Raw genomic sequence first — 23,913 nt, 5'->3', positions numbered from 1 at the left:
CGGTTCCTCCCGGAATCCGAGGATGTGGCAGCTGCCGAGCCTAGCGCGATAGCGAGGCGAGGCGTTCGCTGCCGTCCTTGAGAATGCCCATGACGTCGAGCATGACGTCGACGGAGCCACCGAGCGCCTCGGGCAGGTTGGTCGGATTGCCGGCGAGCGCGTTCCAGCCCGCTCGCCATCCGCCGACGAGACGGGTCTCCTGCATGACGTACGCGGGGAACTGCAGCACGCGCATCATGTTTTGAGAGTTGAGGCCGTGCACCGTGAACAGATCGGGGATCCGGCCGACGAGGAACCGGTTGAGCGAGCTGTGGAGATCGACGAATTCGCTGCCCCCTAACCGGAACGCACCGCTCAGGCGCGGGAACCGAGCGCTCACGTTCGCGAACTCGGCGAGGTTGCCGAGCTTGGCGAGCTTGCCGAAGGGGATGATGCCGACGGCGGCGAAGGCGACGCTCTGCCAGTCACCGCGGCCCGCGTTGAGCTTGGCGATCTCGCCGAGAAGGCTGAGCACACCTGCGACGGTGGCGAGCACACCGGCCAGGAGCGCGAGCGGCCCGGTGAAGACGAACGCGACGATCAGCAGAATCACGCCTACGACGAGGAGCACGTCGAGCATCGCCTCGACGAACGGCATCGAGTTGTCCCAGAAGCTGTCGGACACGCCGTTGGCGTTGGTGTGCTCGAGGCTGTTCACGGCGGTGTCGTAGGCCGACTCCCACGTCTCGACGGGGGCGTCGTAGGTTCCCCAGTAGGCCTCCCACGACGACACCGCGGCGTCGAACGCGGCCTGCGCACCGGCGGTACTGGGCCGCGTGCCGGTCTGCTCGACGTCGGGATGCAGGCGTTCCTGGGTGTCGAACTCGTGCTGGTCGGATTCCGCGCCACTCAGGGCGCGCGATGCCTCGTTGACCTCGGGCCACGTCCGGTTCGCGCCATCGACCCGCCAGTCGCTGTCGGCCTGGACGGTGCTGAGCGCGGTCGCATACGCCGCCAGCGCGGTGCCGCTGGGTCGGTACCGGCGTGCCGCCGTCTGGAGGTCTTCGTAGACCTCCTTCGCCTGCTCGCGGACCGCCTCGAACGATTCGCCTCGGCCCACCGTGCCGTCGGCGAACCGCTGGAGGGTCGCCGCCGCGCGGGCCATCTTGTCGCCGAGCGACTCGATGTCGGCCGCCCGCGTGCTGATCGCACCGGGGTTCCCCTCGATCTTGCGGACCCGTCGTCCGCCCGGCGTCGAGGGCATCTCCTCGCGGGAGTAGATGTACGAGTTCTCGGTCATTCGGCGGACTCCATGCTCTGCGCGAGTTCCAGATCGGCCTGCTCCCAGCCCTCGCGGGCGTCATCGAGCCGCTTCTTCATCTCTTCGAGGTTGCGGCGCTGCGTCTCGCGTTTGTCGTCCCATTCCGACTCGAAGTCCTCGGCGGCACGGGCGAGACGGCTGTCGCCCTGCGGGTTGCCGATCGCACCCACCAGATCACTGGTACGCGAGCCAGCCTCCTCGAACTCGGCAATGATCTCGTGCAGCGCGTCGCTGAGCGCTTGCATCGAGTCGAGCGGAATCTCTACGCCGTCGGCCATCACGATCCTCCCCAGGTCGTCGTGGAACAGCATAGGAACACTCGGGTGGTCACGGCGATGGGGAGTTCTCCCCATGCACGAGATCGGCGAGCCGATCGAGCGCCGGCCGCTGTCCCTTCACGAGCAGCTCGCGGGCACGGCCGAGGTCGACCCACTCGACGCGGTCGACCTCCGGAAAGGATGCCGTACGGCCCGACCGCGGCGGCCACTCCATCTCGAACTCGCCGAAAACGGCACCCGAGACGTCGAGATCGGCGCCGTCGACGACGAACACCGTGATGCGCTTGCCCGACGAGTACGAGAAGGTGCCCAGCTCGGCGTACGGACCATCAGGCGCCTCGAGCCCGAGTTCCTCACGGAACTCGCGTCGTGCGGCATCCAGCGCCGTCTCGCCGTCGGGGTCGTACTCGCCTTTTACGATCGACCACGCCCCGGCATCCTTGGCCGACCAGAACGGCCCGCCCATGTGCGCGACGAGCGCCGACACCGTGCCGTCCGCAGCGATGCGGTAGGGCAGGATGCCGGCGCTCGTCGTGACCACGATCAGGCGGAGTCAGGCCGGGCGCGTCTTCGGCGAGACCTTGTCGGTCTCGGCCGGGTCGGTCACCGCGACGCCGGCGAGGGCGTCGTTGATCGCGTCGTACGCCGACTGCTCGAGCTTCACGCCCGAGGCCTTGACGGTGTCCTCCAGCTGCTCGGGGCGCGAGGCGCCGACGAGCGCCGCCGCGATGTTCTCGTTGTGCAGCACCCACGCGAGCGAGAGCTGCGCGACAGTGAGGCCCGCCTCGTCGGCGATCGGCTTCAGCTTCTGGACGGCCGTGAGCACCTCGTCGTTCAGGAAGCGCTTGATGAAGTTCGCGCCGCTCTTCTCATCGGTCGCGCGCGACCCCTCGGGCACGGGCTGGCCGGGCTGGTACTTCCCGGTCAGCACGCCCTGCGCGAGCGGCGACCAGACGATCTGAGAAATGCCGAGCTCCTGCGAGGCGGGGATGACCTTGCCCTCGATGACGCGCCAGAGCGCCGAGTACTGCGGCTGGTTCGAGACGAGCTGGAACCCGAGCTTCGTCGCGAGGGCGTGGCCCTCGCGAAGCTGCTCCGCCGTCCACTCGCTGACGCCGATGTAGAGCGCCTTGCCCTGGCGGACGATGTCGGCGAAGGCCTGCATCGTCTCTTCGAGCGGCGTCTCGTAGTCGTACCGGTGCGCCTGATAAAGGTCGACGTAATCGACGCCGAGGCGGCGGAGCGACCCGTTGATGCTGTCGAAGATGTGCTTGCGCGAGAGCCCCTGGTCGTTCGGTCCCTTGCGGCCGGTCGGCCAGTACACCTTCGTGAAGATCTCGAGCGTCTCGCGCGGCTGACCCTTCAGCGCCTCGCCGAGCACGACCTCCGCGGCCGTGTTGGCGTACGCGTCTGCGGTGTCGAACGAGGTGATGCCGAGGTCCAGCGCCTTGTGGACGGTCGCGATGGCCGCGTCGTTCTCCACCTGCGACGCGTGCGTCACCCAGTTGCCGTACGTGATCTCCGAGACCTTGAATCCACTGTTGCCGAGGTAGCGATACTCAACCATGGGAAAACGCTACCTCGCGGTGGACGCGCACGGGCCGGAGTTGCGTCTTATGACCTCAACCGGCGGGAACGGTGTCGGCCGCGCGCTGGTCGTCCTCGGTCGCGACGAGCTGACCGCACGCGCCGTCGATCTCCTTGCCGCGGGTGTCGCGGAGGGTCGTCGGGATGCCGGCCTCGTTGAGCCGTCGCACGAACTCGTCCTGCACCTCGGGCTCGGACGAGGTCCAGATCGAACCGGGCGTCGGGTTCAGCGGGATCGGGTTCACATGGACCCAGCCGCGGCCCCGCGCGTTCAGCTTCTCGGCCAGCAGGTCGGCCCGCCAGGCGTGGTCGTTCATGTCCTTGATGAGGGCGTACTCGATCGACACGCGACGACCGGTCTGGTCGAAGTAGGCCTTCGCGGCGTCGAGCGCCTCGTCGACCTTCCATCGCGAGTTGACGGGGATGAGCTCGTCGCGCAGCTGGTCGTCGGGGGCGTGCAGCGAGAGCGCGAAGGTGACGGGGATGTCCTCCTTCGTCAGCTTCTGGATCGCCGGCACGAGTCCCACCGTCGACACCGTGATGCCGCGCGCGCTCATGCCGATGCCGTGGTCCTTGTCGACCATCGTGCGCACGGCCTGCATGACGCGCGCGTAGTTCGCGAGCGGCTCACCCATGCCCATGAACACGATGTTCGTCACGCGTTCGCCCTCATGACCCACCTTGCGGGGGTCGCCGAGGCCGCCGTCGGCGATGAGGCGGTTGGCGCGGACGACCTGCTCGACGATCTCGGCGGCCGACATGTTGCGGGTCAGACCCGCCTGGCCGGTCGCGCAGAACGGGCAGTTCATGCCGCAGCCGGCCTGGCTCGACACGCACAGCGTGATGCGGCCGGTGTAGCGCATGAGCACCGACTCGACGAGGGCGCCGTCGTGGAGCTTCCACAGGAACTTGATGGTGTCGCCGCGGTCGGTCTCGAGCCGGCGCACCTCCGTCAGCAGCGGCGGCAGCAGACCCGCGATGAGCTCGTCGCGCCCCGCGGCAGGCAGGTCGGTCATCTCCGCGGCGTCGGAGGTGAAGTGCCGGAAGTAGTGCTTCTCGATCTGCTTGGCACGGAAGCCGGGCATGCCGAGCTCCTTCACCTTCTCGACGCGCTGCTCGGGCGTGAGGTCGGCGAGGTGGACCGGCGGCTTGCCACGCTTCGGGCTCGCGAACTGCAGCAGCGGACGACCCGTCTCATCCTTCTGCTGCGACCAGCCCTCGGTCGCCGGACGCACCTGACGCGGCTTGGTGGAGCGCACGGGCGTCGAGGTCTCGCGCACGGACGACGCGGTCTCGCGCACGGACGACGCGGTCTCGCGCACGGGCTCTGAGTCGGTCATATGATCCAGGGTACCGGCGCCGGCTGCGCGAAGGCTGGCCGCCGGCATTCGCCGTGCCCGGCGACCGCATCTCCTCAGCTCTAGACTTCAGCCATGGACCTCGACGACGTCGCCCCGCCCCCGCGCGGCACCGTCGTGCACAAAGTGCTGAACAACAACGTCGTCATCACCGTCGACGAGCACGGCCGCGAGCGCGTGCTCATGGGGCGCGGGCTCGGATTCCAGTTGAAGCCGTCCGACACCCTCGACCCCGACAAGGTCGAGAAGACGTTCATCCTCGACGCCGGGGATGCCGGCGAGCGCGAGCGCCAGCTGCTCACCGACGTTCCCTACCCGGTCGTCGAAGCCGTCACGCGCGCCGTCGACGAGGCCGAGCGCCGTCTCGGCCACCACCTCGACCGGTTCTTCACGATGGCCGTCATCGACCACATCCAGTTCGTGCTCGAACGCCTCGACAACGGCATCCGCATCCCGGCGACGAACATGCCCGAGCTCCGCGTGCTGCACCCGCACGAGTTCTCCGCGGCGCAGCGCATGGCTACCGCCATCTCCGAGTCGCTCGACCGTGAGCTGCCCGCCGAAGAGGCGGTCTTCCTGACGATGCACCTGCTCAACGCGACCCGCGACGAGCCCAACGGCACAGCGGCCCTGCTCTTCCGGCGGCTGCAGCACGTCGTCATGACGGTCGAGAACGGTCTCGGCGTCAAGCTCGACACCGACAGCCCCGACTACGCGCGTTTCATCCTGCACATCCAGTTCCTGCTCCAACGCCTGGTGTCCAAGACGATGCTGCGCAGCGCCGACACGTCGTTCTTCGAGTTCGCCAAGCACAGCTATCCGCGCTCGTACGCGATCGCCGAAGAGGTCAAGGCGTACGTCCGCGCGGCCACCGAGTCGGAGCTGACCGACGAGGAGCTGCTGTACGTCATCGTGCACGTCGAGCGCCTCGCGACCCAGGTCGGCGCGAACGCCGCTGGCCAAGACTCCGGTCCCGTGCTACCGTGACCCTCGCAGGGCGTCGCTGCCCTGCGGAAGTCTCCGGATTGTTACCGCGGCAGCGGGCAAAACCTGAACTCACATCGCTTTGATCGGCGGTGAACGAGTTCAGGTTTTTTTGTTGCCCGGAAACACGGATGCGGGGGCTTCCTCCACCCGAGTGCCGCGATGCTGCGGCAGAAAGCGAGCAGTCCCGATGGATTACTCGAAGACCGCGGCCGGCGTCCTGGAGGGCGTCGGCGGCGAGGCGAACGTGAACTCCCTCGTCCACTGCGCGACGCGTCTGCGTTTCGTGCTGAAGGACGAGTCGAAGGCGAACACCGCCGCCGTCAAGGCCGTGCCCGGTGTCGTCACCGTCGCCCAGGCCGGCGGCCAGTACCAGGTCGTCATCGGCAACGACGTGCCCGACGTCTTCGCCGAGATCGGCAAGATCTCGAAGCTCGGCGCCGGCTCCGGCTCCGACGCCGCGGAATCAGAGGGCCCGAAGGGCAACCTCTTCAACCGCTTCATCTCGATGATCTCCGCGATCTTCACGCCGCTGCTGTGGGCCCTGGCGGGCACGGGTCTGCTCAAGGCATTCCTCGCCGCAGCGGTCACCTTCGGCTGGATCACCACCGACAACTCGACCTACGCGGTGCTCAACGCCCTGTCGGACGGCCTCATCAACTTCCTGCCGATGGCGCTCGCCTTCACGGCCGCGCGGTACTTCAAGGCGAACGAATTCACCGCCTTCGCCATCGCGGCGGCGCTGCTCTACCCGACGATCACACCGCTCGTCGGCGTCGAGGGCCTGACGTTCTTCGGCATCCCCTTCACGATGGTCACCTACGTCTCGAGCGTCATCCCGATCATCGTGATCGTGTGGCTGCAGAGCCACGCCGAGAAGTTCCTGTACGCGAAGCTCCCCGGTGCCGTGCGCCGCTTCGTCACCCCGATGATCGTCGTGCTCATCGCCGTGCCGATCGTGTTCGTGGTCATCGGCCCGATCTCCGCGATCCTCAGTGGCGCACTCGGCAACGGCATCGGCTGGGTCTTCGAGAACGCTCCGTGGGCCGGTGGCGCCATCATGGGCGGTTTCTGGCAGGTCTTCGTCATCTTCGGCCTGCACTGGGGTCTCGTGCCGCTGTTCACGCTGGAGTACCAGACCACCGGCCAGATCCTGCTCATCGGCCCGGTCTTCGCAGCCGTCCTCGCGCAGGCCGCCGCGGTCGCCGGTGTCTGGGTGCGCGCGCGCAACAAGAACCTCAAGTCGCTCGCGGCTCCCGCCACGCTGTCGGGCTTCCTGGCCGGAATCACCGAGCCCGCCATCTACGGCATCAACCTGCCCCTCAAGCGCCCCTTCGCCTTCGGCATCGTCGGCGGTGTGATCGGTGGCGCGATCATCGCGATGGGCGGCGTGTTCTCGACTGCGTTCGTCGTACCCTCGGGCCTCGCCCTTCCGGCCCTGTTCGGCAACGGCAACATGGTCATGCTCATCATCGGCCTCGCCGCCGCGATCATCATCCCGTTCCTGCTCACCGCCATCGTCGGATTCACGGAGCCCGAAGAGGATGCCGCGCCGTCGGCCGCTCCCGCCGCGTCCGGCAACGACGTCGTCGTGCTGAGCCCCGTCGACGGCACGGTCGTGCCGCTCAGCGAGACCCCCGATGCGGCCTTCGCCGAGGGCAGCCTCGGTGACGGCGTCGCGATCAAGCCGCGCTCGGGTGCCGTCTACGCCCCCTTCGACGCGGTCGTCGCCGCCGCGTTCCCGACCGGTCACGCGATCGGACTCCGTCACGCCGACGGCGCCGAGGTGCTCATCCACATCGGCATCGACACGGTCAAGCTCGCCGGTGCGCACTTCGACGTCAAGGTCACCACCGGCCAGGAGGTCAAGGCCGGCGCCCTGCTCGTCGAGTTCGACGGCGATGCGATCGAGCGTGCGGGCTACGACCTCACCACGCCGGTCATCGTCACCAACGGCGAGCTGTACCCCGCCCTGACCGACCAGGCGTCCGGCCCGATCGCGCACGGCGAGCCGCTGTTCACGGCGGTCTCGGTCGAGTCCGCGCTCGCGAACTGACCGACGCACCCCGTATGGAGGGGGCGCGGACCCGAACGCGCCCCCTCCCCCACCCCGTCCCGTCACCCTCGGGACAAGCGATACACAGTCCCGCCCACCCGCGGGACAAGCGATACGAAACGAGAGAGAGCCATGAGCACCACCACCTTCCCCGACGGATTCCTCTGGGGCGGCGCGACTGCCGCGAACCAGCTCGAGGGCGCCTACGACGAAGGCGGCAAGGGACTCTCGGTGCAGGACGTCATGCCCCGCGGCATCGTCGGCGCCCGCACCGACGAGCCGACCCCCGACAACCTCAAGCTCGTGGGCATCGACTTCTACCACCGCTACGCCGACGACATCGCCCTCTTCGCCAAGATGGGCTTCAAGACGTTCCGCTTCTCCATCGCCTGGAGCCGCATCTTCCCGAAGGGCGACGAGACCGAGCCGAACGAAGCGGGCCTCGCCTTCTACGACCGCGTGCTCGACGAGCTCGAGAAGCACGGCATCGAGCCGCTCGTCACCATCTCGCACTACGAGACGCCCCTCCACCTCGCCGAGACCTACGACGGATGGACCGACCGCCGGCTCATCGGCTTCTACGAGAACTACGCGCGCACGCTCTTCGAGCGGTACGGCGCACGGGTGAAGTACTGGCTCACCTTCAACGAGATCAACTCGCTTCTTCACGCGCCCTTCATGTCGGGCGGCATCAACACCCCGAAGGACGAGCTGACCGAGCAGCAGCTCTATCAGGCGATGCACCACGAGCTCGTGGCATCCGCCCGTGCGACGCGCATCGCGCGCGAGGTCGCCCCGAGCGCGCAGATCGGATGCATGGTGCTGTCGATGCCCGTGTACCCCCTCTCGCCCTCGCCCGCCGACGCCCTCGAGGTCATGTCGTTCGACCACTCGAACCTCGTCTACGGCGACGTGCACACGCGCGGCGCATACCCCGGGTACTTCCTCCGTACGCTCGCCGAGAAGGGCATCGAGCTCGACATCACCGACGAAGACCGAGACGACCTGACCAACACGGTCGACTTCGTCTCGTTCAGCTACTACATGTCGGTCGCCGCGACCGCCGACCCGGCGAAGAAGGTCACCGGCGAGGGCAACATCATGGGCGGCGTCCCGAACCCCACGCTCGAGGCGAGCGAGTGGGGCTGGCAGATCGACCCCGTGGGCCTGCGCCTCGTGCTCAACCAGTTCTGGGACCGCTGGCAGAAGCCGCTGTTCATCGTCGAGAACGGGCTGGGCGCCAAGGACGAGCTCGTCGAGGTCGACGGTGTCAAGACGGTGGTCGACGACTACCGCATCGCCTACCTCAACGACCACCTCGTGCAGGTTGGCGAGGCGATCGCCGACGGCGTCGAGGTGCTCGGCTACACCTCGTGGGGCTGCATCGACCTCGTCAGCGCCTCGACCGCGCAGCTGAGCAAGCGGTACGGCTTCATCTACGTCGACCGCAACGACGACGGCACCGGTTCGCTCGAGCGCTACGAGAAGAAGTCGTTCGGCTGGTACGCCGAGGTCATCCGCACGAACGGCGCCTCGCTCACTCGCTGAGACGCCGACCCGACCGGGCGCGGTCGCGGGGCCCTCCTTCTGGCCCGCGACCGCGCCCTTTCTCCGCGTCTGAAAGGGATCTGCATGACTTCGTCCGACTTCCGCCGCCGCGCCGTGTTCCTCGACGTCGACGGCACCCTCCTGCAAGACGGCACCCATCTGCCCGAGTCCGCCGTCGCCGCCGTCCGCCGTGCCCGCGAGAACGGGCACCTCGTGCTGCTGAGCACCGGCCGCGGCATGGCCGAGCTGCGCGGCCGCATCCTCGACATCGGCTTCGACGGCGCCGTCACCAACGGAGGCGCCTTCGCCGGGGTGGGCGACGAGCTGGTTGTCTCGCGACTCATGACGGCCGCCGAGGTCGCGCGCCTCAGCGCGGCGTTCGAGGCCCGCGGCATCCATTGGTACTTCCAGTCGTTCGACCGCATGTTCGCGAGCCCCGGCCTGCCGGCTCTGCTCGCCGACCGTCTCGAGCGCGACCGCGCCCGCCACATCGAGGACGCGCTGGCCGCCGGGGCCGACCCCGACGAGCTCGAGTTCTTCAGCGTCGGCATGAAGACCTTCGACGACGAGGTCCACTTCTCGGATGCCGAGATCGCCAAGGCCGTCATCCTGGCGCACGACGCTGACGCCGTCGCCGATCTGCTCGCCGAGCTCGCCCCCGACTTCGCCGTCGTCTCGGGCACCATCCCCCTGCCCGAGGGCAGCTCGGGCGAAGTGGCGCCGCGCGGCGTGAACAAAGGCGCCGCGATCCTCGAGGTGCTCGCCCACCTCGGCGTCGACCCATCGGACGCGATCGGCATCGGCGACAACTGGAACGACGCCGAGATGTTCGAGGTCTGCGGCACCGCGATCGCGATGGGCAACGCCGCGCCGGAGGTTCAAGCCCTCGCCGACGAGGTCACGACCGCGATCGACGACGACGGCATCCACAACGCCTTCGCGCGACACGGCCTGCTGTGAGCGCCCCCCGTTACGCTGGAGGGGTGACGTCGGAAACTCGCATCATCTTCCTCGACGTCGACGGCACCATCCTCGCGCACGGCGAGACGATCGCCCCCTCGACGATCGCCGCGGTCCGCGCCGCGCGCGAACGCGGGCACCTCGTCTATCTCTGCACGGGACGCGCCGCCGGCGACATCAACCCTCGCGTGCTCGACATCGGCTTCGACGGTGCGATCTCCAACGGCGGCGCCCTCGCGGTCTCCGGCGACGAGACCGTCCTCGCCGAACTGATGCCCCGCACGGCCGTGGAGCGGGTGATGGCCTACTTCGACGAGCAGGGCACGCGGTACTTCATCCAGTCGCACGACGGCGTGTACGCGAGCGAGGGCGTCCGGTCGTTCATCGCGGACTTCATCAGCGATCGCCGTCGCCGTCATGCCGAGGACCTCTCCACCGTCGCCCTCGCCGAGGACGTCGTGGCCGCGCCGCGCTTCGCCCCCGTCGAAGAGGCCGATCTCGACCACATCGCCAAGGCGGTGTTCGTCAGCTCCGACCCCGACGCGGTCGAGAAGACCCAGGCCGCGCTCGGCGAGGAGTTCCACGTCATCCCGGGGAGCATGCCCCTGCCCACCGGCTCGAACGGCGAGGTCGGCATGCGCGGCACGAACAAGGGAACCGGCATCCAGGCGATGCTGACGCACCTCGGCCGAGACGCCGCGGACGCCGTCGGAATCGGCGACAGCTGGAACGACGTCGAGATGTTCGAGGTCTGCGGCACCGCGATCGCGATGGCCGAAGCCGACCCGCAGCTGCAGCAGATCGCCGGCGAGGTCACCACCGGCGTCCTCGACGACGGCATCTGGAACGCCTTCGTCCGCCACGGCATCATCGACCCCGAGACGGCCGCCTGATGGCGCCGGGCGCGGACGACCGCGACATCCGACCCATCGACCCCGCCGACGCCGGCGAGGTGCTGACCCTGCAGCGCGCCGCGTTCGTGTCCGAGGCCCTCATCTACGACGCCGCCGACATGCCGCCGCTCACCCAGACCCTCGACGAGCTTCGTGCCGAGCTGGCGGAGAACCTCGGCTGCGTCGCGGTCGACGACGGTCGCATCGTCGGAGCGGCGCGCGCCCGCCTCGACGGCGAGCTGCTGCTGATCGGCCGCATCGCCATCGCCCCCGACCAGCAGGGGTCGGGCGTGGGCACGGCCCTGCTCGCCGCCGTCGAGGAACGCGGACGGGCGGCCGGTGCGCGCGAGGCCGAGCTGTTCACGGGATCGCTCAGCGAGGCCAACCTGCGCCTGTACGAGCGCGAGGGCTACACCGAGTCCGAGCGCGTGCCGCAGGACGACGGCACCTTCCAGATCTTCCTCCGCAAGCCCCTCTGACCGCGCTCGGGCAGCACATCCCTTCAGTCGAGGAAGACGTCGGGGAACAGCTCCGCGTCCGGCGTTCCGGGGACCGCGGCGTAGCCCGAGAAGTCGGTCACACCGGCGGCCTCGAGGACGTCCTCGACGATCAGGGTCTGCCCCGTGTATTCGCCGGCGGGCTGCACGAGCACCTCGTACGCGGCATCCGCGTATATCTCGGGGGTGCGGCTCGCCGCCATCATCCGCTCGCCGCCGAGGGAATTGCGCACCGCCGCCGTCGCGATCGTCGTCCGCGGCCACAGCGTGTTGGCCGCGATGCCGTCGGCGGCGAACTCCGCGGCGATCCCCAGGGTCGCCATCGTCATGCCGTACTTCGCGAGCGTGTACCCCGTGTGTGCGCCGAGCCACTTCGGCGAGAGGTTCAGCGGCGGAGACAGCGAGAGGATGTGCGGGTTCTCGGCGTCGCGCAGGGCCGGGATCGCCGCTCGCGACAGCAGGAATGTCCCCCGCACGTTGACCGCCTGCATGAGGTCGAAGCGCTTCGTGCCGAGCTCGAGCGTGCCCGACAGGTCGATCGCCGAGGCGTTGTTCACGACGATGTCGATGCCGCCGAACTCGCCCTGCGCCTTCAGCACGGCCTCGGTGATCGAGTCCTCGTCACGCACGTCGCCGACGATCGGCAGGGCTCGGCCGCCCGCCTCGACGATCGCGGCGGCGGCGGTGTGCACGGTGCCTTCGAGCTTCGGATGCGGCTGGTCCGTCTTGGCGAGCAGCGCGATGTTGGCACCATCGCGCGCGGCACGCAGCGCGATGGCCAGGCCGATGCCGCGGCTGCCGCCCGACATCAGCAGGGTCTTGCCCGCGAGGGGCTTCGCGTCGGTCATGAGGTCTCCTCGGTTCGGGTACGGCGTGCGGATGCGGCGGCGAACGCGTCGATGCGCATTCGCGCCTCGTCGGTGTCGAAGCGCGCGCCGATCGTCCGCGCCTCGTCGTCGAGGTTCTCGGCGAACGACCGCGCGGCGCCGTCGCGGACGAGACGTTTGGCCTGTCCGAAGGCGCGCGTCGCGCCCGCCAGCCACGAGTCGGCCAGGGCCTGCGCCCGGGCGGCGGGGTCGTCGGCCACCTCGGCCACCAAGCCCCAGTCGAGCGCGGCCGCGGCGTCGAGCGCGGTGTCGTGGAGCAGCAGCTGCAGCGCGCGGCGCTGACCGATCGCGGCGGGCAGCAGCGTCGAGACCCCCAGATCGGGCGTGAGGCCGATGTTGGCGTACTTGCTGACGAAGACCGCCGACGGCGACGCGACGATGTAGTCGGCGACCAGCATGATGCCGAGGCCTCCCCCGGCGACCGCACCCTGGACCGCGGCGACGATCGGCACCGCCGCGCCCGTCAGCGACGCGATGCCGTCGTGGATGATGCGGGCCGTCTCGGTGACCGCGGCGCCACCCATGCCCGACGTCGACATCGACACGACGTCGCCGCCGGCGCAGAAGGCGCGGCCCGCCGCATCCAGGATCACGGCACCGATCGAGGTGTCGGCGGCGACCTCCGCGGCCACCTCGCGCCAGCGGGCCGCCATGTCGGCGTCGACCGCGTTGAGCGATGCCGGGCGGTTCAGCGTGATCCGCGCGAGCGCGCCCTCGCGGCGTAGCAACACCGTGTCGGTTGCGGTTGCAGTGTCGGTTGCGGGTGCAGTGTCGCTCATCGGGGTGCCATTCTGATCGCGCCGTCGAGACGGATCGTCTCGCCGTTGAGGTAGTCGTTGTCGACGATATGGGCGGCGAGCGCGGCGAACTCCTCCGGCGCGCCCAGACGCGGCGGGAACGGAACCTGCTCGCCCAGCGAGCGCTGCGCGGCATCCGGCAGCCCCGCCATCATGGGCGTCTGCATGATCCCCGGCGCGATCGTGCAGACGCGGATGCCGTAGCGCGCGAGCTCGCGCGCGATCGGCAGCGTCATCGCGTGCACCCCGCCCTTCGAGGCGGCGTAGGCGGGTTGGCCGATCTGTCCGTCGAAGGCGGCGACGGAGGCGGTGTTGACGATGACGCCACGCGACCCCGTCTCCGTCGGCTCGGTCCGCGCGATCGCGGCCGACGCCTGCGCCACGACGTTGTAGGTGCCGACGAGGTTGATCCGGACGATGCGCTCGAAGTCCGCCAGCGGTGTCGGGGCACCCGCACGGTCGAGCACCTTGGCGGGCGGCGCGATCCCGGCGCAGTTGACGACGATGCGCAGCGGCGCCGCGCTACCCGCCGTCTCGACGGCGGTGGCCACCTCGTCCGGATCGGTGACATCGGCGGGGGCGAACCGCCCGCCCAGGGCCTCGGCGACCTCGCGCCCGGGCGACCCCGGCAGGTCGACGATCGTGATGTGCGCGCCGCCCGAAGCGAGGCGCCGTGCCGTGGCCGCGCCCAGCCCGCTGGCGCCGCCCGTGATGAGGGCGGAGGCTCCCGCGATCTGCATGTGTTCTCCTTCGAACTCGCCCCTCCACCCTAGAACGCCCGGGGCCGACCTCCGCGCCCGGGCGATCCGAGCACCCTCCGCGCGCCGCGCCGGTGCCGTCGACAGGCTGAACTGCCCCAGACGCACCCCAGCCACCCCGAGAGCCGCTCCGGCCCTGACGACGGAACGCCCAGCCCGGGCGCCGAACCTCCGCGGATCGCCTCCGGCCGACCGGTCTCCGCTCAGGCCGGGCGCCGCTCAGGCCGTCGACCGCGTGTGCCGCGAACAGGCTGAGCTGCCGTTCCACCGCCGCGCGGCAGCGGAACCACCCCACCAACCTGCGGACGGCAACTCGCGCGCGGCGGATGTCGGCCTCGACGGCGAGCGAAGGCGGCAGGATGTGGCTGTGACCCTACTGCCCCCGGACGCGCCCGTCCGCGCCGACATCGCAGCGCGACTGCGACGGCTTACCGCCGGCACCGCCGCGACCCCGCTCTGGCGCAACGCCATCGGGGGTATCACGCTCGGCACCGACGACGGCCGTGTCGTCAAGGTCGGCCCGCGGAACGCCGAGACCTCGATGCGAGTCGAGTCGGAGCGCCTGCGATGGGCTGCGCCGTTCACGTCGGTTCCCGAGGTCATCGAGACCGGCGAGGACGGCGACGTCGAGTGGCTCGTCACCCGCACTCTCCCCGGCCGGTCGGCCGTCGATCCCCGGTGGCTCGCCGATCCCGCGACCGCGGTGCGGGCGGTCGGCGAAGGACTCCGCGCCCTCCACGACGCCCTGCCGGTCGCCGACTGCCCCTACGACTGGAGCGTCGCGCACCGGCTGCGAAACGCCGAGGCCCGGGGCATCGCCGTGCCGGCATCTCTCCGCGACGCACCCGAGCCCGACCTCCTCGTGGTCTGCCACGGCGACGCCTGCTGCCCCAACACCCTGGTCGGTGACGACGGACGCTGGCTCGCCCACGTCGACCTCGGGGCGCTCGGCGTCGCCGACCGCTGGGCCGACATCGCGGTGGCCTCGATGAGCACCGAGTGGAACTACGGCCCCGGCTGGGAGGACGCGCTCATCGACGCCTACGGGATCGCCCCCGACGCCGACCGTCTGGCCTACTATCGGTCGCTGTGGAACGAGACCTGACCTGGCGGATCGTCGACGTCGCCTACGGCGATCCGCGCGCACGCGACCTGCGCCGACAGCTCGACGACGATCTCGGCGCGCGCTACGACGGATTCCACGGCGACGAACCCGACGAGCGACGCCGTGCCCGCGCCCGCGCGCTCGCGACGCACCCCGATGAGATCGTCACGACCCTGATCGCCCTCGCCGCCCGGGCCGGCTCCGCAGACACCCCCGCGGGGCACGTCATCCTCCGCCGACTCGGCGACGAATGGGAGATCAAGCGCCTCATCGTGACCGCGGACTTTCGCGGCGTCGGCATCGCGCGCGGACTCATGTCGACAGCCCTCGATGCCGCCCGCAACGATGGTGCCGAGCGGGTCATCCTCCAGACCGGACTCCAGCAGCCCGAGTCGATCGCGCTCTACACGTCGATGGGGTTCAGCCGCATCCCGGTCTATGAGCCCTACGCCGAGACGATGCCGCGCTCGGTGTGCTTCGCCCTCCCCCTCTGACGGGATCGCTCTGACACGACGCGGCCCCCGGGCCGGAAAGCTCGGGGGCCGCGCGCTAGGCCTTCGTCGTCAGCGGACGTCGTCGTCGACCCAGTCCATCGACTTCGTCACGGCCTTCTTCCACAGCCGCAGCTGGCGCTCGCGCTCCTCGACGTCGTCGTTCGGGGTCCAGCGCTTGTCCTCCTGCCAGTTGGCCCGGAGCTCGTCGAGGTCGCTCCAGAACCCGACGGCGAGGCCGGCGGCGTAAGCGGCACCCAGCGCGGTCGTCTCGGCGACGACCGGCCGGACGACGGGGACCCCCAGGATGTCGGCCTGGAACTGCATGAGCGTGTCGTTGGCGATCATGCCGCCGTCGACCTTCAGCTCGGCCAGGTCGACACCCGAGTCGGCGTTGACGGCATCCAGGACTTCACGCGTCTGGAAGGCCGTCGCCTCGAGCGCTGCGCGCGAGAGGTGGCCGCGGTTGGCGTAGCGCGTGAGGCCGACGATCGCGCCTCGAGCGTCGGGCCGCCAGTACGGCGCGTACAGGCCCGAGAACGCGGGCACGAAGTAGACGCCGCCGTTGTCCTCGACCGACAGCGCGAGCTGCTCGACCTCCGGCGCCGTGGAGATGATCCCGAGCTGATCGCGCAGCCACTGGATGAGCGAGCCGGTGACGGCGATCGATCCCTCGAGCGCATAGTGGGTCGGTCCGTCGCCGAGCTTGTACCCGATCGTCGTGAGGAGGCCGTTCTCGGACTTCACGATCTCAGTGCCCGTCTGGAAGATCAGGAAGTTTCCGGTGCCGTAGGTGTTCTTGCTCTCGCCGGCGTCGAACGCCGCCTGCCCGAACGTCGCCGCCTGCTGGTCGCCGAGGATGCCGGCCACCGGCGTCTCGCGCAGCAGCGACGTGTCGCGCGCCTCGCCGTAGACCTCGCTGGAGGAGCGGATCTCGGGCATCATCGAGCGCGGCACACCGAAGTCGGCGAGGATGTCGTCGCGCCACTCCAGGGTCTCGAGGTCCATGAAGAGCGTGCGCGACGCGTTCGTGACGTCGGTCGCGTGGATGCCGCCCGACGGGCCGCCGGTGAGGTTCCACAGCACCCAGGTGTCCGTCGTGCCGAAGATGAGGTCACCGGCCTCGGCCTTCTCGCGGGCACCCTCGACGTTCTCGAGGATCCAGACGATCTTGGTGCCCGAGAAGTAGGTCGCCAGCGGCAGTCCGACGATGTCCTTGTACCGCTCGACGCCCTCGTCGCCGGCCAGGCGGTTGACGATGGACTGCGTGCGGGTGTCCTGCCACACGATCGCGTTGTAGACGGGGATGCCGGTGTTCTTGTCCCACACGACAGCGGTCTCGCGCTGGTTGGTGATGCCGATCGCGGCGATGTCGTGGCGGGTCAGGTTGGCGCGGCCGAGCGCGATGCCGATGACCTCGCGCATGTTGTCGCGGATCTCGATCGGGTCGTGCTCGACCCAGCCCGCCCGCGGCATGATCTGCTCATGCTCCTTCTGCCCGACGGAGATGATCGAGCCCTTCTTGTCGAAGATGATCGCGCGGCTCGAGGTCGTGCCCTGGTCGAGGGCGATGATGTAGTCGGTCATGATGTGACGTCCTTGTCTGTCAGCGTTGGCGGTTCGTGAAGAGGGTCAGGCGAGGCCGAGCAGGGCGCCGGCGGCGAGTGCCGCGAGCGTACCGCCGATGAGGGGTCCGACGACGGGAACCCACGCGTACGACCAGTCGCTCGATCCCTTGCCCTTGATCGGGAGCACGGCGTGGGCGATGCGCGGGCCGAGGTCGCGGGCCGGGTTGATGGCGTAGCCGGTGGGGCCGCCGAGCGAGGCGCCGATACCGACCACGAGGAGCGCGACGGGCACGGCGGTGAGCGGGCCGAGCGAACCCGGGGTGCCGATCTCGATGTCGCCGTAGTCGGCGAATCCGAAGATCACGAACACGAGTACGAAGGTCGCGATGATCTCGGTGACGAGGTTCCAGCCGTAGGCACGGATGCCGGGGCCGGTCGAGAACACGCCGAGCTTGTTGGCCGGGTCGGGCTCGGCGTCGAAGTGGTCGTGGTAGGCCAGCCAGCAGAGCACGGCACCCAGGAAGGCGCCGACGAACTGGGCGGCGACGGCGACGAGGAACTGGGCGAACTCGATCTTCCCGCCCACGAGGAGGCCGATCGACACGGCGGGGTTCAGCTGGGCGCCCGAGTACGACGACACGAGCACGCCGGCGAACACCGCCAGGCCCCAGCCCCAGTTGATCATGAGCGTCCCGCCGCCGAGGCCCTTCGACTTGGCGAGGATGACGTTGGCGACCACGCCACCGCCGAGCAGGAGCAGCATCGCCGTCCCGACGAGCTCTGACACGAAGTAGAGCCCGAGATTGATGTCGTGCATGTCAGCGTCGACCTTTCTGCAGAATCACCGCGGGCGACATCGCCGCGCGAGAGGATGGCCCGAGGGTGATCCGGCGTCGGGCCTCGCCGGGTCAAACGGGCTCAGGCGTCGAGCGGCGCCAGGTGCGACGTGCGCACGTCGATGCGGTGAGCCTCCTCGAGCGCTTGCGCGGCCTCGTCGATCTGTGCGCGGACGGTCTCCGCATCCCAGCCGAGCACGGGCGCGGCCGCCTCGGCGACCTCCGTGAGCGTCTCCATCGAGACGCCGCCGACGAAGGCGATCGAGGTGCGACGCAGGAGCAGATCCATCAGGGAGACGACCTCTTCGCGCTCGGCGAGGAACGCGATCTCCTCGACCGAGTAGCCGGGGGCGTGCTCGAACTCCTGCTGGGCGACGGGGAGCGCGGCCAGCACCTCCTGCGCGTAGGTGCCGTAACGCTCCAGCATGCGGTCGGCGAACTCCGCCGAGTGCGCGCCGCGGTGGGCCTCGATCCAGCGGCGACGCTGAGCGACGCTGCGCGGGTAGCCGGCGCCGCCGCCGATCGCGAGGTCGGTCGTGGCGACACGACGCGGTCGCTTCAGCAGGCCCATGACGTCGGTGGCGAGGTGCTCGGCGAGCGCGCGGAACGTCGTCCACTTGCCGCCGACGAGACTGAGGACGGGGACGTCGCCGAGGCGGTCCTTCTCGATGCGGTAGTCGCGCGAGACGAAGCCGGGGGCGAGGTCGTCGTGGCGCGGGAGGGGACGGATGCCGGAGAACGTGTAGACGATCTGCGAGCGGTCGACGTCGATGTCGGGGAAGACCTGGCCGATCAGATCGAAGAAGTAGTCGATCTCGTCGTCGGTGCAGACCGTGGGCCGGCTCGGGTCGGCGTCGATGTCGGTCGTCCCCACCATCACCCGGCCCTTGAGCGGGTAGATGAGCACGATACGACCGTCGGCGGCCTCGAAGAAGATCTCGTTGCCGCCGGTCGCCTCGAGCAGCGAGGTGTTGTCGAGGACGATGTGCGACCCCTTGGTGCCGCCCATGAAGCGCGTGGGCGTGCCGAGTGCGGTGTTGGTCAGGTCGGTCCACGGCCCGCTCGTGTTCACGACGACGTCGGCCGTGAACGGGAACTCCTCACCCGTGACGTCATCCCGGATGATGACCGACGCCCCGTCGGCGCCGACGACGGGGGCGTAGTTCGCCGCCCGCGCCGACTCCTCGCGCACGCCGTCGCGCAGGACGTCGAGCGCGAGGCGCTCGGGGTCGTGCATGGAGGCGTCGTAGTAGGTCGCGGTGTAGCGGAACCGGTCGTCGAGGTCGGGGAACTGCGCCCGCGAGCTGCGGCGCCCGCGGAACCGGTGGCGCGGCACCGCGCCGCCGTCGCGCGAGAACGTGTCGTACATGATCAGGCCGACCTTGATCAGCAGGGCACCGCGCTCGCGCGGCTTGCCGCGGCCGTGCGTGACGAGCAGCCGGAACGGCGCGGCGAGGATGCCGGAGAAGGTGCGGTGGATCGGGATCGTCGTCGGCAGCGGCTTGACGAAGTGGGGCGCGTTGCGCACGAGCCGGTTGCGTTCGGTCACCGACTCCTTCACGAGCCGGAACTCGCCGTTCTCGAGGTAGCGGACGCCACCGTGGATCATGTGACTCGACGCCGACGAGGCGCCGCTGACGTAATCTCCGCGCTCGACGAGGGCCACGTCGACGCCCTGGAGTGCGAGGTCGCGGAACGTCGCGATTCCGTTGATGCCCCCGCCGATGACGAGGACCTCGGCATGGGGGCGCTCGCGCAGGGCTCGGATGTTCGCTCGGGTGGTCGGCGTCGACTCGGTCATCATGCATCCTTTTCCACGGCTGTCCCGATCTACACTGGGGTCCACCGCACGAATGCGCAACGGTCATGCACGAACGTGCACCGGCGCCGCGGCGATGCACGAACGTGCAGGACGGATGACGATGAGCGCGGACGCCGAGGCCGAGGCACGCACACGCGACGCGCTGCGCGCGGCGCAGCTGTACTACGTGCAGGACCGCACGATGGACCAGATCGCGGCCGAGATGGCCCTCTCGCGCTCGTCCGTGTCGCGGCTGCTCTCGCACGCCCGAGACATCGGACTCGTCGAGATCACGGTGCACTCGCCCCACGAGGCGAACTCGGTGGTCGCGCGGCGCCTGTCCGAGCGCTTCGGCATCTCCGTCCACGTCGTCAGCACGCCCCCGCGCACGAACGACGCCGAGCGACTCGAGAGAACAGCCCGGACAGCGGCCCACGTCCTGTCATCGACGCTCGATCCCGACGCGAACATCGGCATCGCGTGGGGAGCCACGGTCTCGGCGATCGCCCGCCACCTGCCTACCAAGCGGCTGCACGACTCGCAGATCGTGCAGATGAACGGGGCAGCGAACGAAACGACGTCGGGCATCTCGTACTCCGGCGCGATCCTCGAGCGGTTCGGGCAGGCGTTCGGCACCGACGTGCAGCAGTTCCCCGTGCCCGCGCTGTTCGACGACCCGCTGACCAAGCAGCTGCTCTGGCGTGAGCGGTCGATCCGGCGCGTGCTCGACGCGCAGTCGCGCGTTCAGGTGTTCGTCTTCGGGCTCGGCTCCCCCCACGCCGATGTCCCCTCCCACGTGTACGCCGGCGGATACCTCACGGGCGAGGACCTGCGCTCGCTCCTCCGCGACGGCGTCGTCGGCGACTGCGCGACCGTGTTCTACCGCATCGACGGCTCGGCGACCGGCATCGAGCTCAACGCGCGATCGAGTGGTCCGTCTCTCGAAGCGATCCGCCGCATCCCCCGCCGCCTGTGCGCGGTGTCGAGCCTGACGAAGCTCGACGCGCTGCGCGGCGCGCTCGCGGCCGGTCTGATCACGGAGCTCGTCGTGGAGGAGGCGCTCGCCCGGCGCCTGGCGGAGACGACGGTCGGCAGCCTCTGAGACGCGGCCCGAGGCCCGACTCCAGGGCGGTCCGGCGTCAGGATGGGCCGAAGATCGGGTGGAAGGCGCCGACCGCGACCGACACCGCGACCGCCGTCACCGAGATCGCGAGTCCGCCCGCGATGATCGCCGCGTCGGATGCCGCGAGCCGCGACTCCCGTGCCCAGGTGCGTCGCCCCGGGGCACCGAAGGCCCGCGCCTCCATCGCCGTCGCGAGGGCCGAGCCGCGACGGATGGCGAGCACGAGCAGCGCGAAGGCCATGCCGAGCGTCCGACTCAGACGGCCGTCGTCGGCGACGCCGCGGGCACGCCGCGCGAGCGCGAGCGCACGCCAGTCCTCGGCGAGCAGCCCGAGCATCCGCATGCCCGCGAGCCCGCCGATGACGAACCGCGCCGGAAGCCGCAGGATCTGGGCCAATCCGTCGGCGAGGTCGGTCGGGTCCACGGTGATGAACAGCACGACGGCCGGCAGACCGATCGCGAGGACACGCAGAGCTGCCGCCAGGCCGAGTGCGAGCGAGCCCTCGCTGACGTGGACGAACGCCCAAGCGAAGACCTCGGCTCCGCTCCGCTCGCCGTAGAGCGAAATCGTCACCGCGGCCGCGGGGGCGGCGATCCACAACGGAAGCGTCCGCACCCAGAACCGGCGCCAGCCGACCCCCGAGGCGAGCAGCAGCGGCAGCTCCAGGAGCAGCGCGACGCCGGCGGACACGGGGTCGATCGTGATCACGAGCGGCATCGCGATGAGAAGCGCCGCCAGCAACTTCGCCACGGGGTTGAGCGCCGCGACGCCGCGCGGCGCGTCTCGGGTCACCGCCGCCGCGGTCATGCCGGCACCCCCGTCGGAGCGGTGAGCGCGAATCGCCGGGCCGCGAGCGCATCGAGCACGGCGTCGTCGTGCGTGATCGTGATGACTCCGAGGGGCCCGCGATCGTCGACACCGTCGCGGAGGGCGGCGATGATCGCGACCAGCTCCGACCAGGTTCGGGCATCCTGCCCGTAGGTCGGCTCGTCGAGGACCACGATGCGTGGCCGCGCCGCCAGCATCGCGGCCACGGTCAAACGGCGCTTCTCGCCGCCGGAGAGCGTGTAGGGATTGGCCCCCGCGAGCGGGGCGAGCCTCAGCCGCTCGAGCAGCTCGTCGACGCGTGCCGCGACCTCCCCCGCCTCGATGCCCAGGGCCCGCGGCCCGACCTCGAGCTCGTCGCGCACCGTGGAGCGGAGGATCTGGTGCTCGGGCTCCTGCAGGACGGTTCCGATCCGCGTCAGCAATGCCGTCGAGCTCCATGCCGCGGGGTCCGCCCGCTCCCGTCGCCGTCCGCGGACGAGCGCGGCGCCCGCCGCCACGTCGTCAGCAGTACGGACGATCCCACCCTGCGCCGGCAGCAGCCCGGCGAGCGTGAGCCCGAGCGTCGATTTGCCGACACCATTGGGCCCCACGATGCCGAGCGCTTCGCCGGCACGCACGTCGAGGTCGAGCGGCCCGGCGGCCGGCGAGCCCGGTGCACGCCCGACGACGAGACGTTCGGCCGACAGTAGGACGTCACCCGGCGAGGCCACCGGGCGCGGCGGCGAGGACGGCCGGATGCCGGGCACCCATACGCCCGCCGACGCGAGCTCGGCGCCGCGTTCGGTGAGCACCGTCCGCGGGTCGCCGTCCGCGACGACCCCGCCGCCGGGCGCCAGCACGATCACGCGGTCGACGAGCGGGAGCCAGGCATCGATCCGGTGCTCGATCACGACGAGCGTGGCTCCCGTGGCATCGAGCACCCGCGCGACGGCATCGCGCACCTCGATCACGCCGGCCGGATCGAGGTTGGCCGTGGGCTCGTCGAGCAGCACGGCGCCCGGCCGCATCGCGACGACGCCGGCGAGCGCGAGGCGCTGCTTCTGCCCGCCCGACAGGGCCGCGGTCGAGCGATCGAGAGGGACGTCGAGGCCCACGGCATCCAGGGCAGCCCGTACCCGAGACCAGATCTCCTCGCGCGCCACCCCCAGGTTCTCGCATCCGAAGGCCGCGTCATCGCCCACCCGCGCGAGGATCGTCTGACTGTCGGGGTCTTGGAGGACCAGTCCGACGCGACCGCGCGCCTCGGCAGCCGACCGACCGTCGACGAGGAGCGATCCTTCCTGCTCACCCTCGTCCGCCCCTCCGAGGACCCCTGCGAGCCCCTGCAGCAGCGTCGACTTGCCCGACCCCGACGCCCCGAGCAGGAGCACCCGTTCACCGGCCTCGATCGTGAAGGAGGTCTCGCTCGCGGCCCACGCGCGTCGGGTGGCGTAGCGCCACCCCCACCCGCGGGCCTCCAGGGTCGCGGGCCGCGCCGCGCCGGCGTCACCCACCGTCAGACGCGGGCGGTGGCTTCGCGCCCGGCCGCGAACCGGCTGAGCGCCCCGGTGCGTGCCAGGGCACGTGTGATGAGCCAGCCGCCGAGACCTGCGATCACCGCGCCCGACAGCGTCGTCGAGGCGATGTAGACCGACGTGAAGAGCGTGTCGGCGCCCGGGTACCAGAGGATGCGGTCGTTGATGCCACCGGCAAGTCCCGCGCCCGCGCCCGCGAGGAGGGCGACCGGCAGACGCCACGCCGCGTAGAGGAAGACCAGGAAGATCAGTTCGGCGCCGAATCCCTGCACGAGGCCGGACACGATCGTCAGGGGTCCCCACTGATTGCCGACGAGCGCCGAGATCACGGCCGCCAGCAGTTCGGTGTACAACGCCGCGCCGGGCTTGCGGATGATGAGGCCGCCGAGCACGCCGGCGATGAGCCAGGGCCCCGCGAGCAGGCCCTGCAGGCCCGGGAGCAGCGGCGTCAATGCGGCCGACGGCCCCTGATATGCGACGTTCCACAGGAGGAACACCGCGGCGCAGGCGACACCGATGACGCTCGCGACGACGATGTCGACGACGCGCCAGCGGAAGCGGCCGGGCGCGTGCCCGGGACGACGATCGGTGGGCTCGGTGGTGGACGCAGCAGCGTGCATTTCTCTCTCCTCCCTGCGCCGGCATGATCCGGATCAGGTTCGACGGTCGAAGCGTGGATCGCTTCCTCTCAGCCCGGCTCACCGGACTCCCGTGGTTGTCGATGAAGTATATCGGCGCACGCG

General features: G+C 70.2%; 23 protein-coding genes and 1 riboswitch. Of the genes, 9 read left to right on the top strand and 14 right to left on the bottom strand.

Features of this window, described 5'->3' with window-relative positions; translation table 11 throughout:
* Nucleotides 1-40: 40 nt before the first annotated feature.
* Genes QUC20_RS02085 through rlmN form a run of 5 tightly spaced genes read right to left on the bottom strand, consistent with a single transcriptional unit; the run spans nt 41 to nt 4,505 of the window.
* On the bottom strand, nt 41-1,279 hold the full coding sequence (locus QUC20_RS02085) for a hypothetical protein (RefSeq protein WP_289330787.1): 1,239 nt from the start codon (nt 1,277-1,279) through the stop codon (nt 41-43).
* On the bottom strand, nt 1,276-1,581 hold the full coding sequence (locus QUC20_RS02080; RefSeq protein WP_289330786.1) for a hypothetical protein: 306 nt from the start codon (nt 1,579-1,581) through the stop codon (nt 1,276-1,278). Before QUC20_RS02080 ends, QUC20_RS02085 begins: the two co-directional genes overlap by 4 nt.
* Before the next feature lie 46 nt (nt 1,582-1,627).
* Entirely contained in the window at nt 1,628-2,119 is a 492-nt protein-coding gene (locus QUC20_RS02075; protein WP_289330785.1) for an NUDIX hydrolase, read from the bottom strand.
* 12 nt (nt 2,120-2,131) lie between these two features.
* Complete coding sequence (locus QUC20_RS02070; RefSeq protein ID WP_289330784.1) at nt 2,132-3,145, bottom strand: aldo/keto reductase family protein; 1,014 nt, start codon at nt 3,143-3,145, stop codon at nt 2,132-2,134.
* 55 nt (nt 3,146-3,200) lie between these two features.
* Entirely contained in the window at nt 3,201-4,505 is a 1,305-nt protein-coding gene (rlmN, locus tag QUC20_RS02065) for a dual-specificity RNA methyltransferase RlmN (RefSeq protein WP_289330783.1), read from the bottom strand.
* Nucleotides 4,506-4,598: 93 nt separating this feature from the next.
* Here rlmN and QUC20_RS02060 point away from each other — a divergent pair, with 93 nt between their 5' ends.
* The 6 genes from QUC20_RS02060 to QUC20_RS02035 all read left to right on the top strand — a co-directional run bounded on the left by QUC20_RS02060 (nt 4,599) and on the right by QUC20_RS02035 (nt 11,443).
* Nucleotides 4,599-5,510, top strand: a complete 912-nt coding sequence (locus tag QUC20_RS02060) for a PRD domain-containing protein (protein ID WP_120263585.1) — start codon at nt 4,599-4,601, stop codon at nt 5,508-5,510.
* Between the two features lie 187 nt (nt 5,511-5,697).
* Nucleotides 5,698-7,563 (top strand): beta-glucoside-specific PTS transporter subunit IIABC, encoded by a 1,866-nt coding sequence (locus QUC20_RS02055; protein ID WP_289330782.1) that lies wholly within the window; start codon nt 5,698-5,700, stop codon nt 7,561-7,563.
* Between the two features lie 132 nt (nt 7,564-7,695).
* Nucleotides 7,696-9,111 (top strand): glycoside hydrolase family 1 protein, encoded by a 1,416-nt coding sequence (locus QUC20_RS02050; protein ID WP_120263587.1) that lies wholly within the window; start codon nt 7,696-7,698, stop codon nt 9,109-9,111.
* An 84-nt stretch (nt 9,112-9,195) separates the two neighbouring features.
* Entirely contained in the window at nt 9,196-10,071 is an 876-nt protein-coding gene (locus QUC20_RS02045; RefSeq protein WP_289330781.1) for an HAD family hydrolase, read from the top strand.
* A gap of 23 nt (nt 10,072-10,094) precedes the next feature.
* Nucleotides 10,095-10,964 (top strand): Cof-type HAD-IIB family hydrolase, encoded by an 870-nt coding sequence (locus QUC20_RS02040; protein WP_289330780.1) that lies wholly within the window; start codon nt 10,095-10,097, stop codon nt 10,962-10,964.
* Nucleotides 10,964-11,443, top strand: coding sequence for a GNAT family N-acetyltransferase (locus QUC20_RS02035; protein ID WP_120263590.1), 480 nt, complete (start codon nt 10,964-10,966; stop codon nt 11,441-11,443). The genes QUC20_RS02040 and QUC20_RS02035 overlap by 1 nt, the downstream gene beginning before the upstream one ends.
* Before the next feature lie 23 nt (nt 11,444-11,466).
* Here QUC20_RS02035 and QUC20_RS02030 read toward each other — a convergent pair whose 3' ends face one another.
* From QUC20_RS02030 to QUC20_RS02020, 3 genes are read right to left on the bottom strand one after another with little or no spacing between them, the layout of a single operon-like run.
* Nucleotides 11,467-12,309 (bottom strand): SDR family oxidoreductase, encoded by an 843-nt coding sequence (locus QUC20_RS02030; protein WP_289330779.1) that lies wholly within the window; start codon nt 12,307-12,309, stop codon nt 11,467-11,469.
* Nucleotides 12,306-13,127, bottom strand: coding sequence for an enoyl-CoA hydratase/isomerase family protein (locus QUC20_RS02025; RefSeq protein WP_289330778.1), 822 nt, complete (start codon nt 13,125-13,127; stop codon nt 12,306-12,308). Before QUC20_RS02025 ends, QUC20_RS02030 begins: the two co-directional genes overlap by 4 nt.
* Nucleotides 13,124-13,885 (bottom strand): SDR family NAD(P)-dependent oxidoreductase, encoded by a 762-nt coding sequence (locus QUC20_RS02020; protein WP_289330777.1) that lies wholly within the window; start codon nt 13,883-13,885, stop codon nt 13,124-13,126. Before QUC20_RS02020 ends, QUC20_RS02025 begins: the two co-directional genes overlap by 4 nt.
* Before the next feature lie 385 nt (nt 13,886-14,270).
* Between QUC20_RS02020 and QUC20_RS02015 the strand changes: the two genes are divergently transcribed.
* Both QUC20_RS02015 and QUC20_RS02010 read left to right on the top strand, forming a co-directional pair.
* Entirely contained in the window at nt 14,271-15,008 is a 738-nt protein-coding gene (locus QUC20_RS02015; protein WP_259455268.1) for an aminoglycoside 3'-phosphotransferase, read from the top strand.
* Complete coding sequence (locus QUC20_RS02010; protein WP_289330776.1) at nt 14,993-15,502, top strand: GNAT family N-acetyltransferase; 510 nt, start codon at nt 14,993-14,995, stop codon at nt 15,500-15,502. Before QUC20_RS02015 ends, QUC20_RS02010 begins: the two co-directional genes overlap by 16 nt.
* A gap of 69 nt (nt 15,503-15,571) precedes the next feature.
* Here QUC20_RS02010 and glpK read toward each other — a convergent pair whose 3' ends face one another.
* From glpK to QUC20_RS01995, 3 genes are all read right to left on the bottom strand, one after another.
* A complete protein-coding gene (gene glpK, locus QUC20_RS02005; protein ID WP_120263596.1) occupies nt 15,572-17,086 on the bottom strand; it encodes a glycerol kinase GlpK in 1,515 nt (504 codons plus the stop codon).
* 45 nt (nt 17,087-17,131) lie between these two features.
* Complete coding sequence (locus tag QUC20_RS02000) at nt 17,132-17,884, bottom strand: MIP/aquaporin family protein (protein WP_289330775.1); 753 nt, start codon at nt 17,882-17,884, stop codon at nt 17,132-17,134.
* A 101-nt stretch (nt 17,885-17,985) separates the two neighbouring features.
* Nucleotides 17,986-19,704, bottom strand: a complete 1,719-nt coding sequence (locus QUC20_RS01995; protein WP_120264427.1) for a glycerol-3-phosphate dehydrogenase/oxidase — start codon at nt 19,702-19,704, stop codon at nt 17,986-17,988.
* Between the two features lie 121 nt (nt 19,705-19,825).
* Between QUC20_RS01995 and QUC20_RS01990 the strand changes: the two genes are divergently transcribed.
* Complete coding sequence (locus tag QUC20_RS01990) at nt 19,826-20,806, top strand: sugar-binding transcriptional regulator (RefSeq protein WP_120264428.1); 981 nt, start codon at nt 19,826-19,828, stop codon at nt 20,804-20,806.
* Between the two features lie 37 nt (nt 20,807-20,843).
* On the opposite strand, the gene QUC20_RS01985 is transcribed toward QUC20_RS01990, so the two are convergent.
* From QUC20_RS01985 to QUC20_RS01975, 3 genes are all read right to left on the bottom strand, one after another.
* Nucleotides 20,844-21,635: an energy-coupling factor transporter transmembrane component T family protein gene (locus tag QUC20_RS01985; protein WP_289330774.1), complete on the bottom strand. Its 792-nt coding sequence runs from the start codon at nt 21,633-21,635 to the stop codon at nt 20,844-20,846.
* On the bottom strand, nt 21,632-23,149 hold the full coding sequence (locus QUC20_RS01980; protein WP_289330773.1) for an ABC transporter ATP-binding protein: 1,518 nt from the start codon (nt 23,147-23,149) through the stop codon (nt 21,632-21,634). Before QUC20_RS01980 ends, QUC20_RS01985 begins: the two co-directional genes overlap by 4 nt.
* Before the next feature lie 2 nt (nt 23,150-23,151).
* Nucleotides 23,152-23,790 (bottom strand): ECF transporter S component, encoded by a 639-nt coding sequence (locus QUC20_RS01975; RefSeq protein ID WP_120263600.1) that lies wholly within the window; start codon nt 23,788-23,790, stop codon nt 23,152-23,154.
* Nucleotides 23,784-23,893: riboswitch (TPP riboswitch) on the bottom strand. It overlaps the preceding gene by 7 nt.
* Between the last annotated feature and the right edge of the window lie 20 nt (nt 23,894-23,913).

The organism is Microbacterium arborescens (assembly GCF_030369635.1).
GTDB lineage: Bacteria > Actinomycetota > Actinomycetes > Actinomycetales > Microbacteriaceae > Microbacterium.
This window is presented reverse-complemented; position numbering and strand designations above follow the sequence as displayed.

Excerpts from the sequence above, each read along its gene's own strand:
- QUC20_RS01975 (WP_120263600.1), bottom strand. The coding sequence starts at position 23,790 with ATGCACGCTGCTGCGTCCACCACCGAGCCCACCGATCGTCGTCCCGGG.
- QUC20_RS01995 (WP_120264427.1), bottom strand. The coding sequence starts at position 19,704 with ATGACCGAGTCGACGCCGACCACCCGAGCGAACATCCGAGCCCTGCGC.
- QUC20_RS02060 (WP_120263585.1), top strand. The coding sequence starts at position 4,599 with ATGGACCTCGACGACGTCGCCCCGCCCCCGCGCGGCACCGTCGTGCAC.
- QUC20_RS02030 (WP_289330779.1), bottom strand. The coding sequence starts at position 12,309 with ATGACCGACGCGAAGCCCCTCGCGGGCAAGACCCTGCTGATGTCGGGC.
- QUC20_RS02000 (WP_289330775.1), bottom strand. The coding sequence starts at position 17,884 with ATGCACGACATCAATCTCGGGCTCTACTTCGTGTCAGAGCTCGTCGGG.
- QUC20_RS02020 (WP_289330777.1), bottom strand. The coding sequence starts at position 13,885 with ATGCAGATCGCGGGAGCCTCCGCCCTCATCACGGGCGGCGCCAGCGGG.
- QUC20_RS02085 (WP_289330787.1), bottom strand. The coding sequence starts at position 1,279 with ATGACCGAGAACTCGTACATCTACTCCCGCGAGGAGATGCCCTCGACG.
- QUC20_RS02045 (WP_289330781.1), top strand. The coding sequence starts at position 9,196 with ATGACTTCGTCCGACTTCCGCCGCCGCGCCGTGTTCCTCGACGTCGAC.
- QUC20_RS01990 (WP_120264428.1), top strand. The coding sequence starts at position 19,826 with ATGAGCGCGGACGCCGAGGCCGAGGCACGCACACGCGACGCGCTGCGC.
- QUC20_RS02070 (WP_289330784.1), bottom strand. The coding sequence starts at position 3,145 with ATGGTTGAGTATCGCTACCTCGGCAACAGTGGATTCAAGGTCTCGGAG.
- QUC20_RS02050 (WP_120263587.1), top strand. The coding sequence starts at position 7,696 with ATGAGCACCACCACCTTCCCCGACGGATTCCTCTGGGGCGGCGCGACT.
- rlmN (WP_289330783.1), bottom strand. The coding sequence starts at position 4,505 with ATGACCGACTCAGAGCCCGTGCGCGAGACCGCGTCGTCCGTGCGCGAG.
- QUC20_RS02035 (WP_120263590.1), top strand. The coding sequence starts at position 10,964 with ATGGCGCCGGGCGCGGACGACCGCGACATCCGACCCATCGACCCCGCC.
- QUC20_RS01985 (WP_289330774.1), bottom strand. The coding sequence starts at position 21,635 with ATGACCGCGGCGGCGGTGACCCGAGACGCGCCGCGCGGCGTCGCGGCG.
- QUC20_RS02055 (WP_289330782.1), top strand. The coding sequence starts at position 5,698 with ATGGATTACTCGAAGACCGCGGCCGGCGTCCTGGAGGGCGTCGGCGGC.
- QUC20_RS02025 (WP_289330778.1), bottom strand. The coding sequence starts at position 13,127 with ATGAGCGACACTGCACCCGCAACCGACACTGCAACCGCAACCGACACG.
- glpK (WP_120263596.1), bottom strand. The coding sequence starts at position 17,086 with ATGACCGACTACATCATCGCCCTCGACCAGGGCACGACCTCGAGCCGC.